The 22331-nt window shown below is 63.5% G+C and carries 25 protein-coding genes; 10 read left to right on the top strand and 15 right to left on the bottom strand.

The window, feature by feature from the left end; genetic code table 11:
- Positions 1–21: 21 nt before the first annotated feature.
- Positions 22–1806 (bottom strand): sensor histidine kinase, encoded by a 1785-nt coding sequence (locus P9254_RS12665; RefSeq protein WP_127239631.1) that lies wholly within the window; start codon positions 1804–1806, stop codon positions 22–24.
- A gap of 116 nt (positions 1807–1922) precedes the next feature.
- Positions 1923–2624: a response regulator transcription factor gene (locus P9254_RS12660; RefSeq protein ID WP_006201274.1), complete on the bottom strand. Its 702-nt coding sequence runs from the start codon at positions 2622–2624 to the stop codon at positions 1923–1925.
- Positions 2625–2965: 341 nt separating this feature from the next.
- Here P9254_RS12660 and P9254_RS12655 point away from each other — a divergent pair, with 341 nt between their 5' ends.
- The 4 genes from P9254_RS12655 to P9254_RS12640 all read left to right on the top strand — a co-directional run bounded on the left by P9254_RS12655 (position 2966) and on the right by P9254_RS12640 (position 6985).
- Positions 2966–4576 carry a phosphoenolpyruvate carboxykinase gene (locus P9254_RS12655; RefSeq protein ID WP_278055005.1) on the top strand — a complete coding sequence of 537 codons (1611 nt, stop codon included), beginning with the start codon at positions 2966–2968 and terminating at the stop codon, positions 4574–4576.
- Between the two features lie 81 nt (positions 4577–4657).
- The gene (gene arfB, locus P9254_RS12650; protein WP_278055004.1) at positions 4658–5095 is read left to right on the top strand and encodes an alternative ribosome rescue aminoacyl-tRNA hydrolase ArfB; all 438 of its coding nucleotides are present in this window, start codon (positions 4658–4660) and stop codon (positions 5093–5095) included.
- 86 nt (positions 5096–5181) lie between these two features.
- Positions 5182–5802 (top strand): alpha-ketoglutarate-dependent dioxygenase AlkB family protein, encoded by a 621-nt coding sequence (locus P9254_RS12645; RefSeq protein ID WP_067324667.1) that lies wholly within the window; start codon positions 5182–5184, stop codon positions 5800–5802.
- A gap of 58 nt (positions 5803–5860) precedes the next feature.
- Positions 5861–6985, top strand: a complete 1125-nt coding sequence (locus P9254_RS12640; RefSeq protein ID WP_067323875.1) for a phosphatase PAP2 family protein — start codon at positions 5861–5863, stop codon at positions 6983–6985.
- A 114-nt stretch (positions 6986–7099) separates the two neighbouring features.
- On the opposite strand, the gene coaA is transcribed toward P9254_RS12640, so the two are convergent.
- The 9 genes from coaA to hisB form a co-directional block, all read right to left on the bottom strand.
- Positions 7100–8059 (bottom strand): type I pantothenate kinase, encoded by a 960-nt coding sequence (gene coaA, locus P9254_RS12635; protein WP_067002907.1) that lies wholly within the window; start codon positions 8057–8059, stop codon positions 7100–7102.
- A gap of 84 nt (positions 8060–8143) precedes the next feature.
- Entirely contained in the window at positions 8144–8467 is a 324-nt protein-coding gene (locus P9254_RS12630) for a phosphoribosyl-ATP diphosphatase (protein WP_278055001.1), read from the bottom strand.
- A 9-nt stretch (positions 8468–8476) separates the two neighbouring features.
- Positions 8477–9271 carry an imidazole glycerol phosphate synthase subunit HisF gene (hisF, locus tag P9254_RS12625; protein ID WP_278055214.1) on the bottom strand — a complete coding sequence of 265 codons (795 nt, stop codon included), beginning with the start codon at positions 9269–9271 and terminating at the stop codon, positions 8477–8479.
- A complete protein-coding gene (locus tag P9254_RS12620) occupies positions 9268–10107 on the bottom strand; it encodes an arginase family protein (protein ID WP_127216639.1) in 840 nt (279 codons plus the stop codon). Before P9254_RS12620 ends, hisF begins: the two co-directional genes overlap by 4 nt.
- Positions 10104–10850, bottom strand: a complete 747-nt coding sequence (gene hisA / locus P9254_RS12615; protein WP_278055000.1) for a 1-(5-phosphoribosyl)-5-[(5-phosphoribosylamino)methylideneamino]imidazole-4-carboxamide isomerase — start codon at positions 10848–10850, stop codon at positions 10104–10106. The genes P9254_RS12620 and hisA overlap by 4 nt, the downstream gene beginning before the upstream one ends.
- A 2-nt stretch (positions 10851–10852) precedes the next feature.
- Entirely contained in the window at positions 10853–11143 is a 291-nt protein-coding gene (locus P9254_RS12610) for a DUF1330 domain-containing protein (RefSeq protein WP_278054998.1), read from the bottom strand.
- Positions 11144–11794 (bottom strand): imidazole glycerol phosphate synthase subunit HisH, encoded by a 651-nt coding sequence (gene hisH / locus P9254_RS12605; RefSeq protein ID WP_127216637.1) that lies wholly within the window; start codon positions 11792–11794, stop codon positions 11144–11146.
- Between the two features lies 1 nt (position 11795).
- Complete coding sequence (locus tag P9254_RS12600) at positions 11796–12269, bottom strand: DUF2628 domain-containing protein (protein ID WP_127216636.1); 474 nt, start codon at positions 12267–12269, stop codon at positions 11796–11798.
- Between the two features lie 4 nt (positions 12270–12273).
- Complete coding sequence (gene hisB / locus P9254_RS12595) at positions 12274–12873, bottom strand: imidazoleglycerol-phosphate dehydratase HisB (RefSeq protein WP_095825521.1); 600 nt, start codon at positions 12871–12873, stop codon at positions 12274–12276.
- 203 nt (positions 12874–13076) lie between these two features.
- Here hisB and hslV point away from each other — a divergent pair, with 203 nt between their 5' ends.
- From hslV to P9254_RS12570, 5 genes are all read left to right on the top strand, one after another.
- Positions 13077–13628 carry an ATP-dependent protease subunit HslV gene (hslV, locus tag P9254_RS12590; protein WP_067002895.1) on the top strand — a complete coding sequence of 184 codons (552 nt, stop codon included), beginning with the start codon at positions 13077–13079 and terminating at the stop codon, positions 13626–13628.
- A gap of 49 nt (positions 13629–13677) precedes the next feature.
- Complete coding sequence (locus tag P9254_RS12585; RefSeq protein ID WP_278054995.1) at positions 13678–14202, top strand: GNAT family N-acetyltransferase; 525 nt, start codon at positions 13678–13680, stop codon at positions 14200–14202.
- A gap of 5 nt (positions 14203–14207) precedes the next feature.
- Positions 14208–14807, top strand: coding sequence for a DUF2585 domain-containing protein (locus P9254_RS12580; RefSeq protein WP_067002893.1), 600 nt, complete (start codon positions 14208–14210; stop codon positions 14805–14807).
- A gap of 5 nt (positions 14808–14812) precedes the next feature.
- Complete coding sequence (gene hslU, locus P9254_RS12575) at positions 14813–16123, top strand: ATP-dependent protease ATPase subunit HslU (protein WP_067323891.1); 1311 nt, start codon at positions 14813–14815, stop codon at positions 16121–16123.
- 129 nt (positions 16124–16252) lie between these two features.
- The gene (locus P9254_RS12570) at positions 16253–17212 is read left to right on the top strand and encodes a DUF1402 family protein (protein ID WP_067323893.1); all 960 of its coding nucleotides are present in this window, start codon (positions 16253–16255) and stop codon (positions 17210–17212) included.
- Positions 17213–17230: 18 nt separating this feature from the next.
- Here the strand turns inward: P9254_RS12570 and P9254_RS12565 are convergent, their stop codons facing one another.
- From P9254_RS12565 to P9254_RS12550, 4 genes are read right to left on the bottom strand one after another with little or no spacing between them, the layout of a single operon-like run.
- Positions 17231–18040 (bottom strand): 3-methyl-2-oxobutanoate hydroxymethyltransferase, encoded by an 810-nt coding sequence (locus P9254_RS12565; protein ID WP_067323895.1) that lies wholly within the window; start codon positions 18038–18040, stop codon positions 17231–17233.
- Positions 18041–18077: 37 nt separating this feature from the next.
- Complete coding sequence (locus P9254_RS12560; protein WP_245322441.1) at positions 18078–19295, bottom strand: NAD(P)/FAD-dependent oxidoreductase; 1218 nt, start codon at positions 19293–19295, stop codon at positions 18078–18080.
- A gap of 16 nt (positions 19296–19311) precedes the next feature.
- A complete protein-coding gene (locus P9254_RS12555; protein ID WP_067002880.1) occupies positions 19312–19626 on the bottom strand; it encodes a MocE family 2Fe-2S type ferredoxin in 315 nt (104 codons plus the stop codon).
- Between the two features lie 46 nt (positions 19627–19672).
- On the bottom strand, positions 19673–20779 hold the full coding sequence (locus P9254_RS12550) for a fatty acid desaturase family protein (protein WP_278055212.1): 1107 nt from the start codon (positions 20777–20779) through the stop codon (positions 19673–19675).
- Between the two features lie 176 nt (positions 20780–20955).
- On the opposite strand from P9254_RS12550, the gene P9254_RS12545 reads away from it, so the two are divergent.
- Complete coding sequence (locus tag P9254_RS12545) at positions 20956–21987, top strand: LacI family DNA-binding transcriptional regulator (RefSeq protein ID WP_127241363.1); 1032 nt, start codon at positions 20956–20958, stop codon at positions 21985–21987.
- Positions 21988–22331: the final 344 nt, after the last annotated feature.

Below are 22331 nucleotides of genomic sequence, written 5' to 3'. Positions count from 1 at the left end.
GTTTCTGTCTGGGAACGGAGATCAGCCTTCGGCCGGCAGGGTCACCACGAAGCGCGCGCCCTTGATCTCGCCCGGCTTGGTGCCGGGGATGTTTTCCGCCGTCAGCGTGCCGCCATGCGCTTCGACGATCTGGCGGCTGATCGACAGGCCCAGGCCGGAGTTCTGGCCGAAGGCCTCGCCGGCGGGCCGGTCGGTATAGAAGCGCTCGAAGATGCGATCGATCTTTTCGGCTCTGATGCCCGGACCGTTGTCGTCGACGGTGACGATGTTGAACTTGCCGGCGCGCGCCAGCGAGATGGTGATATGGCCGTGTTCCTCGGGAACGAAGGAACGCGCGTTCTCGATCAGGTTGGTGATGACCTGGCCGATCCTCAGATCATGGCCGACGACGACATAGCCTTTGACGCCCTGCGGCAGCTTGGCGACCTTGAGCTCGATCTCGACCGACTTCTTGTTGCGCGTCGTCTCGCGCGAGACCGCGACAAGATCGGTGATGAACTTCTTCAGGTCGACCGTCGAGGCATCCTCGCGCGCCAATTCGGCATCGAGCCGCGAGGCATCGGAAATGTCGGTGATCAGCCGGTCGAGCCGCTTCACGTCGTGCTGGATGATTTCCATCAAACGCTCGCGTGAGGTGTCGTTCTTGGCCAGAGGCAGCGTTTCGACCGCGCTGCGCAGCGAGGTCAGCGGATTCTTGAGCTCGTGCGAGACATCGGCAGCGAAGCTTTCGATCGCCTCGATGCGCGCATAGAGCGCGTTTGTCATGTCGCGCACCGCGATCGACAGATTGCCGATCTCGTCCTGACGGTCGGAGAAGTCAGGGATCTCCTCGCGGTTCTTGACGCCGCGCCGCACCCGTACGGCAGCAGCCGACAGCCGCCGCAGCGGATTGGCGATCGTGGAGGCCAACAGCAGCGAGAGGATGGCCGTGACGAGCGCCGCGATGCCGAACACGCGCAGGATCGCCTTGCGTTCGGCCGCGACGATCTTGTCGATGTCGCCGCCTTCGGTGGACAGCATCAAGACCCCGAGCACGGCGCGGAAGCGCTGGATCGGCACCGCTACCGAGACGATCTGTTCGCCCTGCTCGCTTACCCGCACGATGGTCGAGGGACTGCCGGTCAGCGCCTTGACCACTTCGGGGAAGGCCGCGCCATTGCCGCCGGGCTGTTCGTGATAGACGGGCAGGTCCTTGTTGCGGAAGAAGTCGAAGACGAATTTCTCGACGCGCTCCAAAAGGCCGGGCTGCTCGTCGTCGACAGGCGGGAGGTCGTAGCGCAGGATCTGGCCGCGCGAATAGAGATGCCGCGAATCGAGCAGCAGGTTCGCGTCGCGGTCGTAGATGCGGGCGCGCGTGCGGGTCGGCGAGATCAGCCGCCGCAGCACCGGCGCCACGCGCTCGGGATTGATCGGGAAGTCGAGATTGTCGAGCTGGTCCGAGCCTGGCCCCAGGCTTTCGCCGGCCTGCAGCTCGAGCAGCTTTTCCGGATCGATGCTGATCGAGTCGGTCTCGACCGTCGCCGAGGCCGCGATGGCGCCAGCGATGATCTCGCCTTGCGTCATCAGGCTTTCGACGCGGGCGTCGATCAGCCCGTCGCGGAAGGTGTTGAGGTAGAGGATGCCCGTGACCAGCACGGCAAGGCCGGCCAGGTTGAGAAACAGGATGCGCCGCGTCAGGCTGGAGAAGATGTGGTGGCCGAGGAAGCGGCGCATCGGCACCGTGATCTTCGACAGGAATGCAGGCACGATACGCGACGGGCGCTTCGCCGCGCCCGCCCGCCTGCCTCGCTCTGCTTCCACTGCCATCAACTAGCAGTCCCTGTCCGGTGAATGGTGCATGGCGAATGGAAAAATGGGGCGATTAGATAGAGCCCAGTGGGCCGCTCGCACCATCCACCATTCACCATTGACTATTCACTATATCAAGCTTCCCGAAACCGGTACCCGACTCCGTAAAGGGTTTCGATCATCTCGAAGTCGTCATCGACGGCCTTGAACTTCTTGCGCAGCCGCTTGATGTGGCTGTCGATGGTGCGGTCGTCGACATAGACCTGCTCATCATAGGCCGAGTCCATCAGCGCATCACGGCTTTTTACCACGCCGGGGCGCTGCGCAAGCGAATGCAGGATCAGGAACTCGGTTACCGTCAGCGTCACCGGCTCGCCCTTCCAGGTGCAGGTGTGCCGCTCCTGGTCCATCACCAGTTGGCCGCGCTCGAGCGAGCGCGCCTGCTGGCTGGGCGCCTTGGCGGCCGCCTCGCGGGCGCTGGTGCGGCGCAGCACCGCGCGCACCCGCTCGACGAGCAAGCGCTGCGAGAACGGTTTGCGGATGAAGTCGTCGGCCCCCATCTTGAGGCCGAACAATTCGTCGATCTCGTCGTCCTTCGAGGTCAGGAAGATCACCGGCAAGTCGGATTTTTGCCGCATCCGGCGCAACAGCTCCATGCCGTCCATGCGCGGCATCTTGATGTCGAGGATGGCGAGGTTGGGCGGCCGCGCCGCCAGGCCTTCGAGTGCCGACGCGCCGTCGGTGTAGGTTTCGACGCGGTAGCCCTCGGATTCGAGCGCGATCGACACCGAAGTCAAAATATTTCGGTCGTCGTCGACAAGCGCGATTGTTGCCATTTCAAGCGGCTCCCTCATGAGCTGTCCCTTCTGTCGTCGAGAAAGGGCTTTTGCAGGACAAATTGGGTACAAAATGTGGCACGGGCCTTGTCCGAAGTCACGGGCGGCCTGCCGCTACACACGATCGCACCCATAACCGGATTGGACGAACGAAGCCTGCCAATCCTTTGGGCAACCTCTGTGATTTTTTGCACATATAAACGATTTAAACAACTTTCAAAATTTTTAAATCGATTAATGATTTGATATCATTCGCCTTTTCTGGTTCTCACCCTACCTAGTCCCTTGCGCGTTCCGGCAATGACCGGTCAGACGCGGCCAAAATCCGGAGAGGAAATTTGATGTCGGAAGCCGGCAAACGCAACCCCGACTGCGCCATTGACGCGATCGGCCTGAGGACCACGGGCACGGTGCGATATAATTTCGGCGCTGCCGAGCTCTATGAGGAAGCGATCCGCCGCGGCGAGGCGAAATTGACGGCGCAGGGCGCGCTGGTTGCCGAGACCGGCCAGCACACCGGACGCTCGCCGAAGGACAAGTTCGTCGTGCGTGACGACAGCACCGCCCCGCATGTCTGGTGGGAAAACAACAAGGCGATCTCGCCGGCGCAGTTCGAGACGCTCCTCGCCGATTTCCGCGCCCATGCTGCGGCCAAGGATCTCTATGTGCAGGATCTCGTCGGCGGCGCCGACGCCGAGTTCCAGCTGCCGGTTCGCGTCGTGACGGAATTCGCCTGGCACTCGCTGTTCATCCGCAATCTCCTGATCCGCCCGCAAGCCGCCGAGCTCGACCGCTTCGTGCCGCAGATGACGATCATCGACCTGCCGTCCTTCCGCGCCGACCCGGCCCGCCACGGCACCCGCGCGGCGACGGTTATCGCGGTCGACCTCACCCGCAAGATCGTGCTGATCGGCGGCACGTCCTATGCCGGCGAGATGAAGAAATCGGTATTCACCGTGCTGAACTACCTGCTGCCGCAAAAAGGCGTCATGCCGATGCATTGCTCGGCCAACGAAGGACCCGCCGGCGACGCGGCCGTCTTCTTCGGCCTTTCCGGCACAGGCAAGACGACACTGTCGGCCGATCCATCGCGCACGCTGATCGGCGACGACGAGCACGGCTGGGGGCCGCACGGCATCTTCAACTTCGAAGGCGGCTGCTACGCCAAGACGATCAGGCTGTCGGCCGAGGCGGAGCCCGAGATATTCGCCACCACGCAGCGCTTCGGGACGGTGCTGGAGAATGTGATTCTCGACGCCGCCCGCGTGCCGGACTTCGACGACGGCAGCCTCACCGAGAACACGCGCTGCGCCTATCCGCTGGACTACATTCCCAATGCCTCGAGGACCGGCCGCGCCGGCCATCCGAAGAACATCATCATGCTGACGGCCGACGCCTTCGGCGTCATGCCGCCGATCGCCCGGCTGACGCCGGCGCAAGCGATGTATCACTTCCTTTCAGGCTATACCGCCAAGGTCGCCGGAACCGAAAAGGGCATAACTGAACCCGAGGCGACCTTCTCGACCTGCTTCGGCGCGCCCTTCATGCCGCGCCATCCGTCAGAATACGGCAATCTGCTGCGCGAGCTGATCGCCGGCCATGGCGTTGATTGCTGGCTGGTCAACACCGGCTGGACCGGCGGCGCCTATGGTACCGGCCGTCGCATGCCGATCAAGGTGACGCGCGCCCTGCTCGGCGCGGCGCTCGACGGCTCGCTCAATGCCGCCGAATTCCGCACCGATGCCAATTTCGGCTTCGAGGTCCCGGTGGCGGTGCCGGGCGTCGACGGCGCCATTCTCGATCCGCGCTCGACCTGGGCCGACAAGGCGGGCTATGACCGGCAGGCCTCCAAGCTGGTCAACATGTTCGCCGCCAACTTCGAGAAATTCGAAACACATGTCGACGCGGCCATCCGCGGCGCCGCGCCGCGCCTGCAGGAGGCGGCGGAATAGCTGCCGCTCCAACATCTTCCTCCAGGGCCCGGCTTTGGCCGGGCCTTTTCTTTTTCCCGCCGCCGCGCCATGACTGTGCGCATGAATGCCGACGACAGGATCATCATCGCCAGTGACGCGGTCATCCATCCGGACGACCTGCACGAGGATTTCATCCGCTCTTCCGGCCCGGGCGGCCAGAACGTCAACAAGGTGGCGACCGCCGTCCAGCTGCGCTTCGACGCCGCCAATGCGCCGGGCCTGTCGGAGCGGGTGCGGGAGCGCGCCATCAAGCTCGCCGGCCAGCGCGCAACCAAGGATGGCGTCATCGTCATCGGGGCCGGGCGCTTCCGCACTCAGGAACAGAATCGCGCCGACGCGCGAGCCAGGTTGACGGCACTGGTCGCCAAGGCGGCCGAGCCGCCGCCGCCGCCGCGCAAGAAGACGAAGCCTTCGAAGGGCGCCGTCGAGCGGCGCCTCAAGACCAAGGCCGGGCGCTCGACGGTGAAGAAGCTGCGCGGCCGGGTCGAAAGCGACTAGGGGCCGAGATCCGACGACGGCCGCTTTCGGGTCGCGAAGCCGTTCTGCCGGTGGCATGCTCGGACGGACTGATCGGATCGAATCCCATGCTCGTTCTGCCCAAGGGCGTTCGCCATATGCCGGGCTATCTGTCGCGCACGGAGCAGGAAGCGCTGGTCGAGGAGATCAGGCGCGTCGTGCAGGCGGCGCCGCTTTACGTGCCTGCCATGCCGCGCACCGGCAAGGAAATGAGCGTGCGCATGACCAATTGCGGGACGCTCGGTTGGGTGACCGACCGCGAGCGCGGCTATCGCTACCAGCCGATGCACCCGGTGACAGGCGAGCCCTGGCCGCCGATCCCCGAAGCCCTGATAAAAGTGTGGTGCGAGGTGTCGGCCTATTCGCACGCGCCGGAAGCCTGCCTCGTCAATTTCTATTCGAGCGAGGCCAAGATGGGTCTGCACCAGGACCGCGACGAGCAGGATTTCGCAGCACCCGTCGTTTCGGTGTCGCTCGGCGACGACTGCCTGTTTCGGGTCGGTCACACCACGCGCGAAGGCGGCACCAAGTCGTTCAGGCTGAAGAGCGGCGATGTCGTCGTGCTTGGCGGGGAGGGACGCCTCTGTTTCCACGGCGTTGACCGCATCTACCCAGCGACCTCGGCGCTGTTGAGGAGTGGCGGCCGTATCAATCTGACGCTGCGGCGGGTAACGGTGCCCGCAAGCTAACGAAATCTAGAAGTTTTCCTCATAAAGACGGGCAGCTATTGCAGCTTGGGGCTCGGCAGTGACGCAAAGCTATTCGGTCCTCCGCGGCCTGTGGGCAATCGTCACGGAGGCAGCCCAACTCGTTCGGAGGGATTCGGGCCTCTATCTGGCCATCGTCATTTATGTTTTGGCCGGGCTGATCTTTCTGAACGCGATTGGCGCGGCCGACCGCCTCGCGTTCTCGATATATTTCGGGTCCTGGATCTCCCTCAACGGCTTCGCACTGCCCACAATAGCAATCCTTGCCGACGCAATTCTCATTATGCATCGCTTCAATTCCCGGCGACGTTTGGTTGCGAAAAGAGTGTTTTCGACCGGGCGGTTGGCATATTCGCTATCGGGATTGTGCCTTCTGATGGCGCTCATGATCTTTCAGGGCAATTTCACTTCCGTGAAAAACGGAATGTCGGCCTGGCAAGGCGGTTTTCAATTCGATGTCCTGCACGCGGACATCGACGCTTTCCTCCATTTGGGCGCCGATCCGTGGCGCTGGCTCTACTCCGTGGCCGAAAGTGATCTGGTGCGCGCCATAATAGAATGGAACTACAACGTCTTCTGGTTTCTGCTGAATTTCGTCGGCTTGTTCTTCGTCGCCACATCGCCCATGGTGGCATCGGTCCGAACGCGCTATCTCGCCTGCTTTATGGCAGTCTGGATCCTGGTCGGGAACATCCTGGCGGCGCTGTTCCTCTCGGCGGGTCCGGCATTTTACGGCGCGGTCACGGGAGACACGGCGCGATTTGGTGAACAGCTTGCATTCCTGGCCCGCGGGGCTGGGTCAAGCAACTCCGCGGCCGCCTACCAGCAGTATCTATGGTCGCTGTATGAGGCCAAGCAGACCGGTTTTGCCACGGGTATCTCGGCGTTTCCCAGCGTTCACGTCGGCCTTGCAATGCTCAATGCATTGTTCGTGCGCGAATACAGCCGCCTCCTCGGCGCCTTCGCTTTGCTCTACGTGGCCTTTGTTGCTGTCAGCTCGGTCTATCTGGCATGGCACTATGCAATAGACAGCTATGTCGCCGTCATCGTCGTGTCTGTGATTTACATCGTCGCTCGCAAGCTGATCCCCGCGGACCGTCGCCTCGTGCCGAACATGCCGATCGGAGCCGTCAACCGTCCCGTGGCCGCCGCTACGGTCTGCTGAGACCAGGCTCCTTATCGAAGCTGCCGCCGACTAAGAACAAAGACTAATTTGAAAGCGCGTCGCCTGAATCGACGCCAGGGCCATGCGCTTTAGGCGCCGGTCCGCCGGATTCTATCAGAGTTTCCGCAATGCCACCTCTTCGACCAGGTGGTTGGCGCCTTTGCGCAGGATGAGGTCGGCGCGCGCCCTGGTCGGCAGGATGTTCTCGCGCAAATTCTTCAGGTTGATGTTGCTCCACAGGCCCTCGGCGATGGCGCGGGCGGCATCCTCCGACAGCTGCGAATAGCGGTGGAAGAAGGAGTCCGGGTTGCGGAAGGCAGTCTCGCGCAGTCGCATGAAGCGCTGGGTGTACCACTGGTGAATCAGCTTCTCGTCGGCATCGATATAGATGGCGAAGTCGAAGAAATCCGACAGGAACGGCACGATCTTGCCGTCCTTCGGCAGCTTGCCCGGCTGCAAAACATTGATGCCTTCGAAGATCAAAATGTCCGGCCTGTCGATGGTGACGAACTCGCCCGGAATGACGTCGTAGGTCAGGTGCGAGTAGACCGGGGCCCGGACATCGCGCTGCGCCGACTTGATGCCGGAAAGGAAGCGGAGCAGGGCGCCGACGTCGTAGCTTTCTGGAAAGCCCTTGCGCTCCATCAGATTGTTGCGGCGCAGGATCTCGTTCGGCAAGAGGAAGCCGTCGGTGGTGATGAGATCGACCTTCGGGCTCGACGGCCAGCGCGCCAGCAATTCCTTAAGCACGCGAGCGGTGGTCGATTTGCCGACGGCGACCGAGCCGGCGATGCCGATGATGAACGGCGTCTTGACGACGTCCTGCGCGTTGAAGAAGGCCTGGCGCTGCCTGAACAGCAGCTGGCTCGCCTCGACATGCGCCGAAAGCAGACGGGAAAGCGAGAGGTAGATGCGCTTGACCTCTTCGAGGTCGACCGGGTCATTGAGCGAACGCAGCCGGTCGATCTCGTCCTCGGTCAGCGTGAGCGGCGTGTCGGCGCGGAACTGCGACCATTGCTCGGCCGAGAAGAAACGAAAGGGGGAGTATTTCTCGGTCGGAGCAAGCTGGTCCATCGAGTCTCCTGCCCTCCTAGAGCATGATGCCGAAAAGTGTGGAGCGGTTTTCGGACGACATCATGCTCTATCCGTCTTTAGCGGTCAGCCCCGGGGCCGGGACACCTTTTCAGCGACGCCCGAGCGGCCGGTGCGGCCCTCGAGCTCCTTCAGCACGTCCTCCAGCGGAATGCCCGCGATCGCGAGGACGACCAGCCAATGATATAGAAGATCGGCGCTTTCCGAAACGAGGGCCTGCCGGTCGCCGCGAACGGCGGCGATCACAGCCTCGACCGCTTCCTCGCCGAGCTTCTGCGCCGCCTTGTCCATGCCCTTGGCGAACAATTTCGCCGTCCATGACTCCGGATCACCGGAATGGGCGCGCTGATGAATTATCGTTTCCAGCTCGGCGAGTGAAAATTGAGCCATAGCAGTGGTTTAAGTCCGATGAACGGTCGAGTCCAGCCGCATCGGCAGGCCGGCGCCCGCCATATGCGCCTTGGCCTCGGCGATGGTGTAGGTGCCGAAATGAAAGATCGAGGCGGCAAGCACGGCGGCGGCATGGCCATCGCGGATGCCTTCCACCATGTGATCAAGCGTGCCGACGCCGCCCGAAGCGATGACCGGCACACGCACGGCATCGGCGATCGCGCGGGTCAGCGCGATATCGTAGCCGGCCTTGGTGCCGTCGCGGTCCATCGAGGTCAGCAGGATCTCGCCGGCGCCGCGATCGACCATCTTCTTGGCGAACTCGACCGCGTCGATGCCGGTCTTCTCGCGCCCGCCATGCGTGAAGATCTCCCAGCGGTTGGCCTCGCCGGCAGCCGATACTTTCTTGGCGTCGATGGCGACGACGATGCACTGGTTGCCGAACTTGTCGGCAGCCTCCGCGACGAAATCCGGGTTCTTCACCGCCGCCGTGTTGATCGATACCTTGTCGGCGCCGGCCAGAAGCAGCCTTCGTATGTCGGCCACCTGGCGCACGCCGCCGCCGACGGTGAGCGGCATGAAACATTGTTCGGCCGTGCGGGCGACCACGTCGAAGATCGTCTCGCGATTGTCGGACGATGCGGTGATGTCGAGGAAGCAGAGCTCGTCGGCGCCCGCCGCGTCATAGGCCTTGGCCGCCTCGACCGGATCGCCGGCATCGACCAGGTCGACGAAATTGACGCCCTTGACCACGCGGCCGTTCTTGACGTCGAGACAGGGAATGACGCGGGCTTTCAGCATCAGCGCCCCTCCATGGTCGACAAAAGGTCGACCACCAGCTCGCCGACCTGCGGCGGCACCTCGCCCTTCGGGTCGAACGCCGGATCGTAGGCGGAAATGGTAAGCCCGGCGATGCTGAGCGGGCCGGCAAGGCCGCACATCGCGGTGCGGACCTGCTCCGGCGCCGGGCCGCCAGGCGTTGCGTAACGATTGGCCTGCAGCTTTTCCGGATCATGCACGTCGAGGTCGACATGCATGTGAATGCGCTCGGCACCCGTGGCCTTCAGCTTCGCCGCGGCGGCTGCCCAGTCCGGACACTCGGTGCGAATGATCGGCAGCTTCTCCAAAAGCCCTTTCTCGGCCGTATCGAGGTCGCGTGCGTTGACCAGGACACAGCGGGCCGGCTCGATCGGCTTGAAGCCGGGAATCTGCGCCGCCATGCGCCGCCAGCACAATCCGAGCGCCGTTGCCAGCGCCATGCCGTCGAGAAAGCCGGAGGTGGAGGTTTCCGGCGTGTTGAGGTCGCCATGCTGGTCGGCCCAGATGATGGCGTCCGCGCCTTCGCCGGCCACCGCGCCCGCGCTGGTCAGGCAGTTGCCGGCCAGAACGATGGGGAAGCGGCCGTTGTCCAGCGCGATGCGGACCTCGCCCGAAACGACGTTGCAGACGGCAAATCCCGTGCCGATCTCGCGCTCCTGCTCGTCCTCGACGACCTTGCCGATGTCGCGCACCTCGACGTCGTGACCGGCAAGCTTCAGCGCCTCGGCCAGCCCGCCGGAGATCAGCGCATCGGGGCCTTGGCCACAGCGGCCGTGAAAGTGGCCGCTGTCATAAGATGCCAGGATGATCGAGATGTTCACGCTCGTGCCTCCGCGTGATTGCCGCGCAGGATGGCGAGCGCCTCCGCCGGGTCGATGCGCCCGTCATAGAGCGCGCGGCCGGAGATCGCGCCCTCCAGGCGCTTCGCATCGGGCATGGTCATGCGCACGATGTCGGCGATAGAGGCCAATCCGCCGGAAGCGATCACCGGGATCGATACCGTCTCGGCAAGGTCGATGGTGGCATCCCAGTTGATGCCGGAGAGCACGCCGTCGCGGTCGATGTCGGTGTAAATGATGGCGGCCACGCCCGCACCTTCGAACTTCCTCGCCAATTCGATGACGCCGAGTTCCGAGGCTTCGGCCCAGCCCTCGACGGCCACCTTGCCGCCCTTGGCGTCGATGCCGACTGCTACCTTGCCGGGAAAGGTCCTGCATGCCTCCTTCACCAGTTCGGGCTCCCGCACCGCCACGGTCCCGAGGATGACTCGCGCCAGCCCGCGGTCCAGCCAGTCCTCGATCTGCGCCAGCGTGCGGATGCCCCCGCCGAGCTGCACCGGGTTCTTCGTCGCCTCGAGGATGGCGCCGACCGCGGCGGAATTGACGCTCTGGCCCTTGAAGGCGCCGTTGAGGTCGACGACGTGCAGCCATTCGAAGCCTTGCTCTTCGAAGGCTCGTGCCTGGGCCGCCGGGTCATCGTTGTAGATGGTGGCGGTCGCCATGTCGCCGTGCTTCAGGCGCACGCATTTGCCGTCCTTGAGGTCTATTGCCGGAAACAGGATCACGATCAGGCGCCCTCGACGATGGCGAAGTGGCCGGTCGATGCCGCCAGCCGGAATTTCAAGGCTTCCTGGTACTCGGGCGACTGATAGCAGGCGAGCGCCCTGTCGTAAGAATCGAACTCCACCACGACATGGCGGTTTCCCGTTGCCCCCTCCGGGTCGGTATGGCGGCCGGCCCGAACAGCAAACTTCGCGCCAAATTTGGCGAAGGCCTTCGCGTTGGCCTCGATGTATTTCTTGTAGGTGTCCGGGTCGCGGACATCGATCATGGCGATCCAGTAGCCCTTCTTGGTCATTCAGGGCCTCCAATTCAGGAAATTGGTGATCAGCGCCAGGCCGAGCGCCTGGCTTTTCTCGGGATGGAACTGCGTGCCGGCAAAGTTGTCGCGGGCAACGGCCGCCGTCACCGGCCCGCCATAGTCGGCCGTCGCCAGCACCTCGGCCGGGTTCCTCGCCTCCAGGTGGTAGGAATGGACGAAATAGGCGTGCAGCCCTTTCGGACCGGTCTCGATGCCCGAAAACAGCGGATGGTTGCGCGCGAGCTCGATCGTGTTCCAGCCGATCTGCGGGATCTTCAGTGCCGGATCCTTCGGCGTGATTTCCTTGACGTTGCCGGCAATCCAGCCAAAACCCTTAGTGACGGTCTTTTCCAGCCCGCGTTCCGACATCAATTGCATGCCGACGCAGATGCCGAGGAACGGCCGCCCTTTGCGAAGCGCCGCCTCTTCCACCGCTTCCCACATGCCGGTGACGGCATGCAGGCCGGCCGCGCAGTCTGCATAGGCGCCGACGCCCGGCAGGACGATGCGGTCGGCGCTGCGCACCCGCTCGGCGTCGGCCGTGAGATCGATGGTCGCGGCGATGCCCGCCTCATGCGCGGCGCGCTCGAAGGCCTTGGTGGCCGAGCGCAGATTGCCCGACCCATAGTCGATGATCGCTACCCGCATGTCAGGGCCTTCCCGGCGTATGGGTCAGCCCCAGCGCCATGCCCGTCTGCGCCGGCCGCGCCAGGTTGGTGTCGGGCACGATGTGCGGCATCGGCGCCTGTTCCTGCGTGCGCTCGCTGGCTTCGAGCGCGTGACGGACCTCGGCATCGCCGAGCCTGCCGGCCTCGACGACGCCCCATTCCCGCCAGCCGCGGCGGCGGAGCGCCGCGATCCGCAGGGCTTGGCCTTCGAAGCCGATATAGAGCGACACCAGCAGCGAGAGCGCCGATCCAGCCCATTCAAGCCTTAGTTTCTCGCCGAGCATGGACAACGCGGCCATGGCCGCGAAGGTGAGCAGGGCCTCGATCCAGAGGCGGTGCCAGGCGAGCCAGATCGGCGAGAACAGGAAGCCGAGCCAGGTGAAGCTGTCGCGCACCAGGGCGGCGTCCTCCTCGTTGCCCCCCGCAGGCGGCTCCATCACGACATAGATGGCCATAGGGTTATCCTTTCAGGGATCCCTTGGTGGACGGCACCGCATCGGGCTGGCGCGGGTCAGGCTCCAGCGCCACGCGCAGCGCCCTGGCCACGGCCTTGAAGCAGGTTTCCGCAATATGATGGTTATTGGCGCCGTAGTGATTGGTCACATGCAGCGTTATGCCGGCATTCTGCGCCAGCGCCTGGAAGAATTCGCGCACCAGCTCGGTGTCGAATGTGCCGATCTTCGGCGACGAGAAGGAAACGTTCCAGACCAGGAACGGCCTGCCGGAAACGTCGATCGCCGCCCGGGTCAGCGTCTCGTCCATAGCCAGCTCGATCGAGGCATAGCGCATGATGCCGCGCCGCTCCCCCAAAGCCTTGCTCAGCGCCTGGCCGATGGCAATGCCGGTATCCTCGACCGTGTGATGGTCGTCGATGTGAAGATCGCCTTTGGCCTCGATCGTCATGTCGATCAGCGAATGGCGCGACAGCTGATCGAGCATGTGGTCGAAGAAGCCGACACCCGTCGAAATGTCGGATTTACCCGTGCCGTCGACATGGACCGATACGGAAATCTCGGTTTCCTTGGTCTTGCGGCTGATTTCTGCGGAACGGGGCGGCATCAGTCTGTCCTGTTCAGAGGCGCGGGCTTGAAAACGAGAGCCTTCTATCAGCATGATCCGGCGATTGCCAGTTGCCATTCCGGACTGTATCGGCCTTGCCGCGGACGGTTTGCAATCACTCGCCCTATGCATACATATGGCCGATCAAAGTCACTCGTACCGCGCCAATCGCCTTTGAGGGATAGCGCGACTCGGAGCAGGAAATGTCGAATGAACTGACCATGCACGCCACGACCATCGTCACCGTGCGCAAGGGCAGCAAGGTTGTCATCGCCGGCGACGGCCAGGTCAGTCTTGGCCAGACCATCATGAAGGGCAACGCCCGCAAGGTGCGCCGCATCGGCAAGGGCGGCAGTGTCATTGCCGGTTTTGCCGGCGCCACCGCCGACGCCTTCACCCTCCTCGAACGCCTCGAAGCCAAGCTCGAACAATATCCTGACCAACTGACCCGCGCCTGCGTCGAGCTCGCCAAGGACTGGCGCACCGACCGCTATCTGCGCCGCCTGGAAGCGATGATGCTGGTCGCCGACAAGTCGGTCTCGCTGGCGCTGACCGGCACCGGTGACGTGCTCGAGCCAGAACATGGCGTCATGGCCATCGGCTCCGGCGGCAACTACGCGCTCGCCGCCGCCCGCGCGCTGATGGACACCGACAAGGACGCCGAGGAGATCGCCCGCAGGGCGATGCAGATCGCCGCCGATATCTGCGTCTACACCAACAGCAGCTTCGTCGTCGAAACGCTCGATGCCGCCTAGGCGGCCGGCCATGATCCCGAAAAATGGGAATCGGCTTCTGGAACAGATCATGGTCGAACAGGAAGACAGCTACGATTTTCGGCCGGTCACCCAAAAGGATCTGCCGATGATCGCCCGCTGGCTTGCCGAGCCGCATATCGCCGAATGGTGGGGCGATCCGGAAAAGGAGATCGCCGAGATACGCGAGCATATCGGGTCGGTTTCGGTGGAGCCGCTGATCGTCGAATTGGGCGGCAAGCCGATCGCCTATCTGCAGAGCTACGATCCGCATCTCGAGGACAACCATCCTTACGCCGACCAGCCATTCGGCACGCTGGGTATCGATCTGTCGATCGGGCCGCCGGACCTGGTCGGCATCGGCCACGGCTCGGCCATCGTCCGCCAGTTCGTCGCGGAACTGTTCGAGGAAGGCGCGCCGCGCGTCGTCATCGATCCGCATCCCGGCAATGGCCGCGCCATCCGCGCCTATGAAAAGGCCGGCTTCAGGCCGATCGGCCGCAGGCATTCGGAATATGGGGACGTCGTGCTGATGGCCGTCGATGCGGCCGAATTCGACCAACAAGAGGGGGACTGATCACAATGACCGCATCCGGGGGAGACAAGACGCTGTCGGCCTATGAAGACAGCTGGCGCATGGGGCTGCTGCTGGTGCTGGCTCTCGTCGTTTTCCAGGCCGGCATTCTCTACGGCATGGGCCATCCGCCGATCTGCACCTGCGGCTACGTCAAGCTCTGGCACGGTGTGGTGAACAGCTCGGAGAATTCCCAGCACATCGCCGACTGGTACACCTTCTCGCACATCATCCACGGCTTCCTGTTCTATGCGCTGGCCTGGGCTCTGTTCCCGCGCTCGCCCGTCGGGCTGAGGCTGGCTTTCGCCGTCCTCATCGAAGGCGGCTGGGAACTCCTGGAGAACAGCCCCTTCATCATCGACCGCTACCGCGCCGGCACCATCTCCCTCAACTACTACGGCGACAGCATCATCAATTCGGTGTCCGACACGCTGTTCATGGCGCTCGGATTTGTGATGGCGCGAAAGCTCCCTATATGGGTGATCGTGGCTCTGGCGCTCATTTTCGAATTCGGCACGGGCTACATCATCCGGGACAATCTGACGCTCAACGTGATCATGCTGCTGCATCCGTTCGAGTCCATCAGGCAGTGGCAAAGTGGAATTTGAGTAATATGAGCACCTTTTCTCCCCGCGAAATCGTTTCGGAACTCGACCGCTTCATCATCGGCCAGAAAGACGCCAAGCGCGCCGTGGCGATCGCCTTGCGCAACCGCTGGCGCCGCCAGCAGCTGGAGGGCCAGATGCGCGAAGAGGTGATGCCCAAGAACATCCTGATGATCGGCCCGACCGGCGTCGGCAAGACCGAGATCTCGCGCCGGCTGGCGCGGCTGGCCGGCGCGCCTTTCGTCAAGGTCGAGGCCACCAAGTTCACCGAGGTCGGCTATGTCGGCCGCGACGTCGAGCAGATCGTGCGCGATCTCGTCGAGGTCGCCATCGGGCTGACGCGCGAGAAGATGCGTGAGGACGTCAAGGCGCGCGCTCACATCAATGCCGAAGAGCGCGTGCTCGAAGCTTTGGTCGGCAAGACCGCGAGCCCGGCCACGCGCGACAGCTTCCGCAAGCGGCTGCGCGACGGTGAGCTCGACGACAAGGAGATCGAGATCGAGGTGGCGGACACCGGCACCGGCGGTATGCCGGGCTTCGAGATCCCCGGCATGCCGGGCGCCAATATCGGCGTGCTCAACATCAACGACATGCTGTCGAAGGCGATGGGCGGCAGGAAGACCAAGACCCGCAAGACGACGGTGAAGGAATCCTACGCGCTACTGATCAATGACGAGTCCGACAAGCTGCTCGACCAGGACGAGGTGGTTCGCCAGGCGCTGGAATCGACGGAGAATGACGGCATCGTGTTCCTCGACGAGATCGACAAGATCGCGGCCAGGAGCGACATTTCGGGCGGTCCCTCACGTGAAGGCGTTCAGCGCGATCTGCTGCCGCTGGTTGAAGGCACCACCGTTGCGACGAAATACGGGCCGATCAAGACGGACCATATTCTTTTCATCGCCTCGGGCGCGTTCCACGTCTCCAAGCCTTCGGACCTGCTTCCGGAGCTGCAGGGCCGCTTGCCGATCCGGGTCGAATTGCGTGCCCTGGAGAAGCAGGATTTCGTCCGCATCCTCACCGAAACAGAGGCCAGCCTCATCAAGCAGTATATTGCGCTGATGAAGACCGAAGGCGTCGAGTTGGCCTTCACCGACGACGCCATCGATTCGCTCGCCGGCATTGCCGTCGACCTCAACGCCAATGTCGAGAACATCGGCGCCAGACGCCTGCAGACGGTGATGGAACGGGTGCTGGACGAGATTTCCTACGACGCGCCGGACCGCCACGGCACGGCGGTCACCATCGATGCCGACTACGTGCAGAAGCATGTCGGCGATCTCTCGCGCAACACCGACCTGTCACGGTTCATCCTCTAACGGGCGAAGCCCGGCGATGTGTGGCCAGATGGTACCATCTGGCCACCTTTCGTCCCGTCGGAAGCTTGCCTCGTCTCGACTCTCCCACGCGCTTTACCTAGTTTGCCGCCGACTTGAAGGCGGCGGTGGATGAAGAAACGCATACTTCTTTTTGTTGGGCTGGCATTGGCCGCGGCGATGGCAACGGCGAACGCGGCGACCATGGTGCCGCCGGGCAATCGCAACAGCGTGCAGCCGGATATTCCGGGCGCTTCCAGCCGGCGCACTCAGGCCACCAACACCAGCTTCCAGGCCAAGTATCGCAAGGTCTACGCGCTCTTGCAGAACGATGCCGAGCTGCGCGCCAAGATCAGGAAAGTGGCGGCCGCCTACGACATCGATCCGATGCACATCGTCGGCGCCATCGTCGGCGAGCACACCTACAATGTCGACGCCTATGATCGGCTGCAGACCTATTACGTCAAGGCAATGTCCTACCTGTCGAGCAAGCTCACCTTTGCTTATGAAGGGGAGGACGTCAGCGATTTCGTTGAGCGGCCGCAATTCCAGAAATGCGCCGGCATAACCGACAGCTACGATCTCTGGGAATGCCGCGAGCAGGTGTGGAACCATTCCTTCCGCGGCAAGACCGTCGGCGGGACCAGCTTCCCCAACGACCGCTTCGGAGCCACTTTCTTCCAACCCTACTATGCCGGCCAGACTTTCGGACTCGGCCAGCTCAACCCGCTGACGGCGCTGCAGATGAGCGATCTCGTGCACAAGGTCTCCGGCCTGCCCGAGCTCGACGTCAATGATCCGAACACGGTCTACAAGACCATCATGGATCCCGACCTCACGCTGCCTTACGTCGCTGCGACCATCAGGAAGTCGATCGACGCCTACAACAGCATCGCCGGCTTCGACATCTCGCACAATCCGGGCCTGACCGCCACGCTCTACAATGTCGGCAACCCCGAGCAGCGCGCCTATGCGTTGGAGGAGGAGAACGAGAAGCGTCGCGCCGCCGGGGAACCGGAAAAGCTGCCCGAGGAGAATTATTACGGCTGGCTGGTCAACGACAAGCTGGACGAGCTGAAGACGCTGTTCTAGCCGGCTGAGCCGGGTGGTTCAGTAGCCTTCCGAGGCGAGAAACGCCTCGAACTTGCGCATTTCGTCGGCATCCGCCTCGACCATGTGCCGCGGCTCTGGATAGGCGCCCGCCTGGATATCGTCTGCATATTCGCGGAAGGCCGCGATGCGCTCGCTCTGCAGGCGGTCGAACTCCGCCGCGAAGTCGCGGTAGCGCTTGGCATGGCGCGGATAATGGCCGCGATTGCTGCCGAGCACGTCTTCGGAGAACAGATATTGCGCATCGCAGCCGGCGCCGGCGCCCATCGAGATCATGATCAGCGATGTACGCCGCGAGATCGCGCTTGCAACCGGGGCCGGCACAACTTCGATCTCGGCGGCGAAGGCGCCGGCGGCTTCAAGGTCCTTGACCTGCTTCCAGACGAAGGCAGCACTTTCGGCCGTCTTGCCGACCGCCTTGAAGCCGCCCGTCCAGGTCGCATGCGCCGGGATCAGCCCGACGTGACCGCAGACCGGAATATGCTCGTCGCGCAGCCGGCGGATGGTCTGCAGGCTGGCCGCGCAATACATGGCGTCGGCGCTGGCCGCGCGCAGCTTCACCGCCATGCGCAGGATCTCGTCGGTGGTTGCGCCCAGCTTGATGCGTTCGTCGCCGGGAATGGCAAAGCAAGTGGGTGCGGCGTCGCGAAAACGCGGATCGAAGATAAGATCATAGGGGACCGAGATGATGTCGATGCCGGCACGCTCGGCGGCCTCGGCCTCCTCCAGCGAGAAAACGCGCAGCTTCGAAAGCTGGCGCTTGCCCTTCAGCAATTGCAAATCGGCGACGGTCGGTCTGTTGCGTGCCATGTCCGTGGATCCCCTCGTTTCCAGCGATTACTCGGGCCTATGCCGCCAGCAGCGACTTCAGCTTGACCGATTGCGAGCCGAGCGCCTCAGGCGCGGGCGTCGCCCGCTTCGCGATCAGCATCTCGGCCAACCGTATGTCGCGCGCCACCGCATTGCCGGGCCCGATGCCGCTGGCGGCGACCAGCCTGCCGTCCTCGGCCAGGTGGAACAGAATGAAGGCGCCGTCGTAGAGGTCGCGCCGTACGGTCGAGCGGCCTTCGTCCGAAAGCCCGGCGATCTGCAGCGTGAGCCCATATTGATCCGACCAGAACCACGGCACCGCGGCATGCGCCTCGTTGGCGCCCAGCATGTTCTTCGCGGCGAGCGCGCCCTGCTCCTGCGCGTTGCGCCAGGCTTCCAGCCGCACGCGCCGGCCGCCATAGACGGCGAGCGGGAACGAGCAGCAGTCGCCGGCGGCAAAAACATCCGGATCCGCGGTGCAAAGGTTCTCATCGACGGCGATACCATTGTCGATCGCAAGTCCTGCTTCGGCAGCGAGCGCCGTCACCGGCACCGCGCCGATGCCGATCACGGCAAGATCGGCGACGATGTCCTGCCTGTCGGCAAGCGTGATGCGAACTTGCGTGCCGTCATCGGCAATCGCCGTGATGCCTTGGCCGGTAAGCACCTTCACGCCTTCGGCCTGATGCGCCTTATGAATGATTTCCGCGATCTCGGCCGGCACGCCGCGCATCAGGATGCGCGGCTGCGCCTCGAGCACTGTGACCGTTGCGCCTAGCTTGCGCGCCGAAGCGGCAAGCTCGAGGCCAATGAAACCGCCGCCGATGATGGCGACGCGGTTCTCCGGCTTGAGATGGGCGCGGATCGCGAGCGCGTCGTTGAAGGTCCTGAGATAAACGCAGCGGCCGCCCAGACCAGGCATCGGCAGCTTGCGCGGCACGGACCCGGTCGCGAGCAGCAGCTTGCCATAGCCAAGCGAAGAGCCGTCGGAGAGGCGCACGAGATGCGCGGCGCGGTCGATAGCGACGGCCCGAACGGAATGGATGTGGCGGATCGAGTGTTCGGCCAAAAGCTCGTCGCTGGCGATCGCCTTGATGAGGGGCGCCTCGCTGGTCATCGCCTCCTTCGACAGCGGCGGCCGTTCATAGGGCAGATGCGGCTCGTCGCCGACCAGCGTCACCGGCCCTTCATGACCAAGGTCGCGCAGGGTAAGCGCGGCACGACCGCCGCACTCGCCGGCGCCGATGATGACCATTCCTCCCGCCATGCCGTCACCCAAGCTGAATGAGGACTTTGCCGGCGTCGACCTTGACCGGATAGGTCTTGAGATTGACGCAGACCGGCGCCCCGCGCGCGTCGCCGGTCTTGTAGTTGAAGCGGCCATTGTGTTTTGGACACTCGATGATGTCGTCCATCACCAGCCCATCGGCCAGATGCACTTTCTCATGCGAGCACAGGCCGTCGGTCGCGTAATACTCGTCCTCCGGGCTGCGATAGATGGCGTAGGTGCGGCCGGCATGATCGAACCGCATTACGTCCTCCTCGTCGATGTCTCCGGCCGCGCAGGCCTCGACCCAGTCGCTCATGTCGTCCTCCGGCGAAATTCTTCGTTGTCGGTTGTGTCGGATCCGGTCACTCGGCCGCGGCCGCTACCGGATTGTCGTTGTGCAGCTCTTCCCGGTAGGGCTTTGCCGTCGGCGGCAGCTCGCGCTTGAGGAAGTAGTCCTCGTTGCGCAGCTGGCGCAGGAAGGCCGGGATCATCTCGCGGTAGCCGGCCAGGATCGACGGCGTCGGCGCCGGCAAATCGTGCTTGATCAGCTCATGCAGCTTGGGCAGCGCGTGGTAGGGCACCATCGGGAACATGTGGTGCTCCACATGGTAGTTCATGTTCCAATAGATGAACCGGCTGATCGGGTTCATGTAGACGGTGCGGCTGTTCAGCCGATGGTCGATGACATTGTCGGCCAGCCCGCCATGCTGCAGCAGCCCGGTCATGACGTGATGCCAGGCGCCGTAGAGGCGGGGCAGGCCGACGAGCATCAGCGGCAGCCATGAATGCAGATAGAGCGCCAGCGCGATGGTCGCGACATAGATGGCGAGCCAAATACGGGCGATGCGGATGGCCTTGGGCTGCTCCTGTTCCGGGATGAAGGTCTGTTCTGCGGCGCTGATGACGCCGGCGGCATTGCGCACCATGCCGGTCATCGCATGCCAGGCATCGAGCACGCCGAAAAAATTCAGCACAACGCGCAAAAGGTCCGGCGGTCGCATGACGGCGATCTCCGGGTCGCGGCCGACGATGATGGTGTCGGTGTGGTGGCGTGTATGGCTCCAGCGCCAGGTCACCGGATTGCGCATGATCATGAAGCAGGCGAGCTGGTAGACCGCATCGTTCATCCATTGGGTGCGGAAGGCCGTGCCGTGACCGCATTCGTGCCAGCGGGAGTCGGTCGAGGAACCGTAGAGCGTGCCATAGACAAAGAAGAACGGCACGCACCACCAGCTGCCCCAGAACCAAGCGCCGCCCGCGCCACTGAGGAACAGCGCACCGAGCCAGATGATGGTGTCTCGGATAGCGGGCTGGTCGGAGCGCTGCATCAGCTCCTTCATCTGCTTGCGCGGGATCTCGGTGTGGTACCACTGGGCCGCCGAAAGACCGTTCTCGACCGCGCGCTTGGCGTCGCGGCCGGTCAGGCTGTAGTCGCGTCCGGACGGCGCCGGAGACGTGATTGCCGTCATTGCGGGGTCCTCCATCAGCACCTGGCGAATGGCCCTCGGCAATGCCGCGCCTCGCCCATGGCTGGCTTCGACTTCACCATAGCGCCAAGTCATGATAGCCTCAATGTCACAAAGATAGATTCTATCATTTTCTATCAGATTGGGCTAATCTGAGTCGGGCAAGCGATGGAGCACTCATGGCAAAGCGGCCGACAATCACCGATCTCGCGCGCGTTTCAGGCTTCAGCGTCGCCACGGTCGACCGGGTGTTGAACAATCGCCTGCCGGTGCGCGAGGAGACGGCGCGTCGCGTCTACGAGGCGGCGACCGACATCGGCTATCACGCCGCTGGCCTGATCAGGCAGCGCATGCGCCAGGAGTTGCCCGAATATCGTCTCGGCTTCCTGCTGCTGCGCGGCAATGACGTTTTCTACGGCGATTTCGCGCGCGAGCTGGAGCTTGCGGTCTCGCAATCGCAACGTTTCCGGGGCACTGCGACGATCGACTTCGCCGCTTCGCTGGCGCCCGATGAGATCGCCGCCCAGATGCGCAAGCTGGCGGCGAAATCCAGGGCCATCGCCGTGGTCGGTCCGGATCATCCGACGCTGACGGCGGCGGTGGAGGCGCTGAAGGCGCGAGGGCAGCCGGTCTTTTCGCTGCTCTCCGACTTCGCCGCCGGCATCCGTGAAGGCTATGTCGGGCTCGACAACCGCAAGGTCGGACGCACCGCGGCCTGGATGATCGCCAAGGCCGCCAGCAAGCCAGGCAAGGTCGCCCTTTTCGTCGGCAGCCACCGTTTTCATGGTCACGAGCTGCGCGAGATCGGCTTCCGCTCCTATTTTCGCGAGCATGCGCCGGATTTCACGGTGATGGAGACGCTGGTCAACCTGGAGGCCAACCAGGTGACGCATGATGCGATGCTCGAGCTTCTGGCTCGGCATCCCGACCTTGCCGGCTGCTACGTCGCCGGCGGCGGCATGGAGGGCGCGGTCGCGGCGTTGAGGGCGGCGAGACCGGCGCATATGCCGGTGGTCGTCTGCAACGAGATCAATGCGGAGTCGCGCGCAGCACTTGCCGACAACATCCTGACCATGGTGATCTCGACCCCGCTGGCGGCGCTCTGCCGCGAGCTTGTCGGCCTGATGGCGCATGCCATCGAGACCGGCGCCGCCAATGCGCCCGGCCAGACCTTTCTCCCCTTCGACATCTATCTGCCGGAAAACATCTAAGCCGTCTCCCGTCGGAATGATGTGATCCATCAGGCTGATGGAATTCTTTCGCGACGTGAAATCGCCCGGGGATTCCGCCGCAGAACGTTTGCATGCCCGGCCGCGAGGGCGCTGCACGCTTGCCTCCATCGAAAAACCGGCACGTCCATTTCGAATCACCCTTGACGGCTGTAAGCGAAATGGAATAAATATTTCACCAACTGGGTATTTTGGTTCTTTCGTTCCGGAACGTCTGTTTCAAACAGAGGACCAGGCGTTTCATCATGCGAGGAAAACGCCGCCGGAAGGGCCATGGGAGAGATTCCCCGGTAACATCGGGGATTCCGGTTCAATCGGTGCAGCCG

This window comes from Mesorhizobium sp. WSM4983 (genome assembly GCF_029625765.1).
Taxonomy (GTDB): Bacteria; Pseudomonadota; Alphaproteobacteria; order Rhizobiales; family Rhizobiaceae; genus Mesorhizobium.
This window is presented reverse-complemented; position numbering and strand designations above follow the sequence as displayed.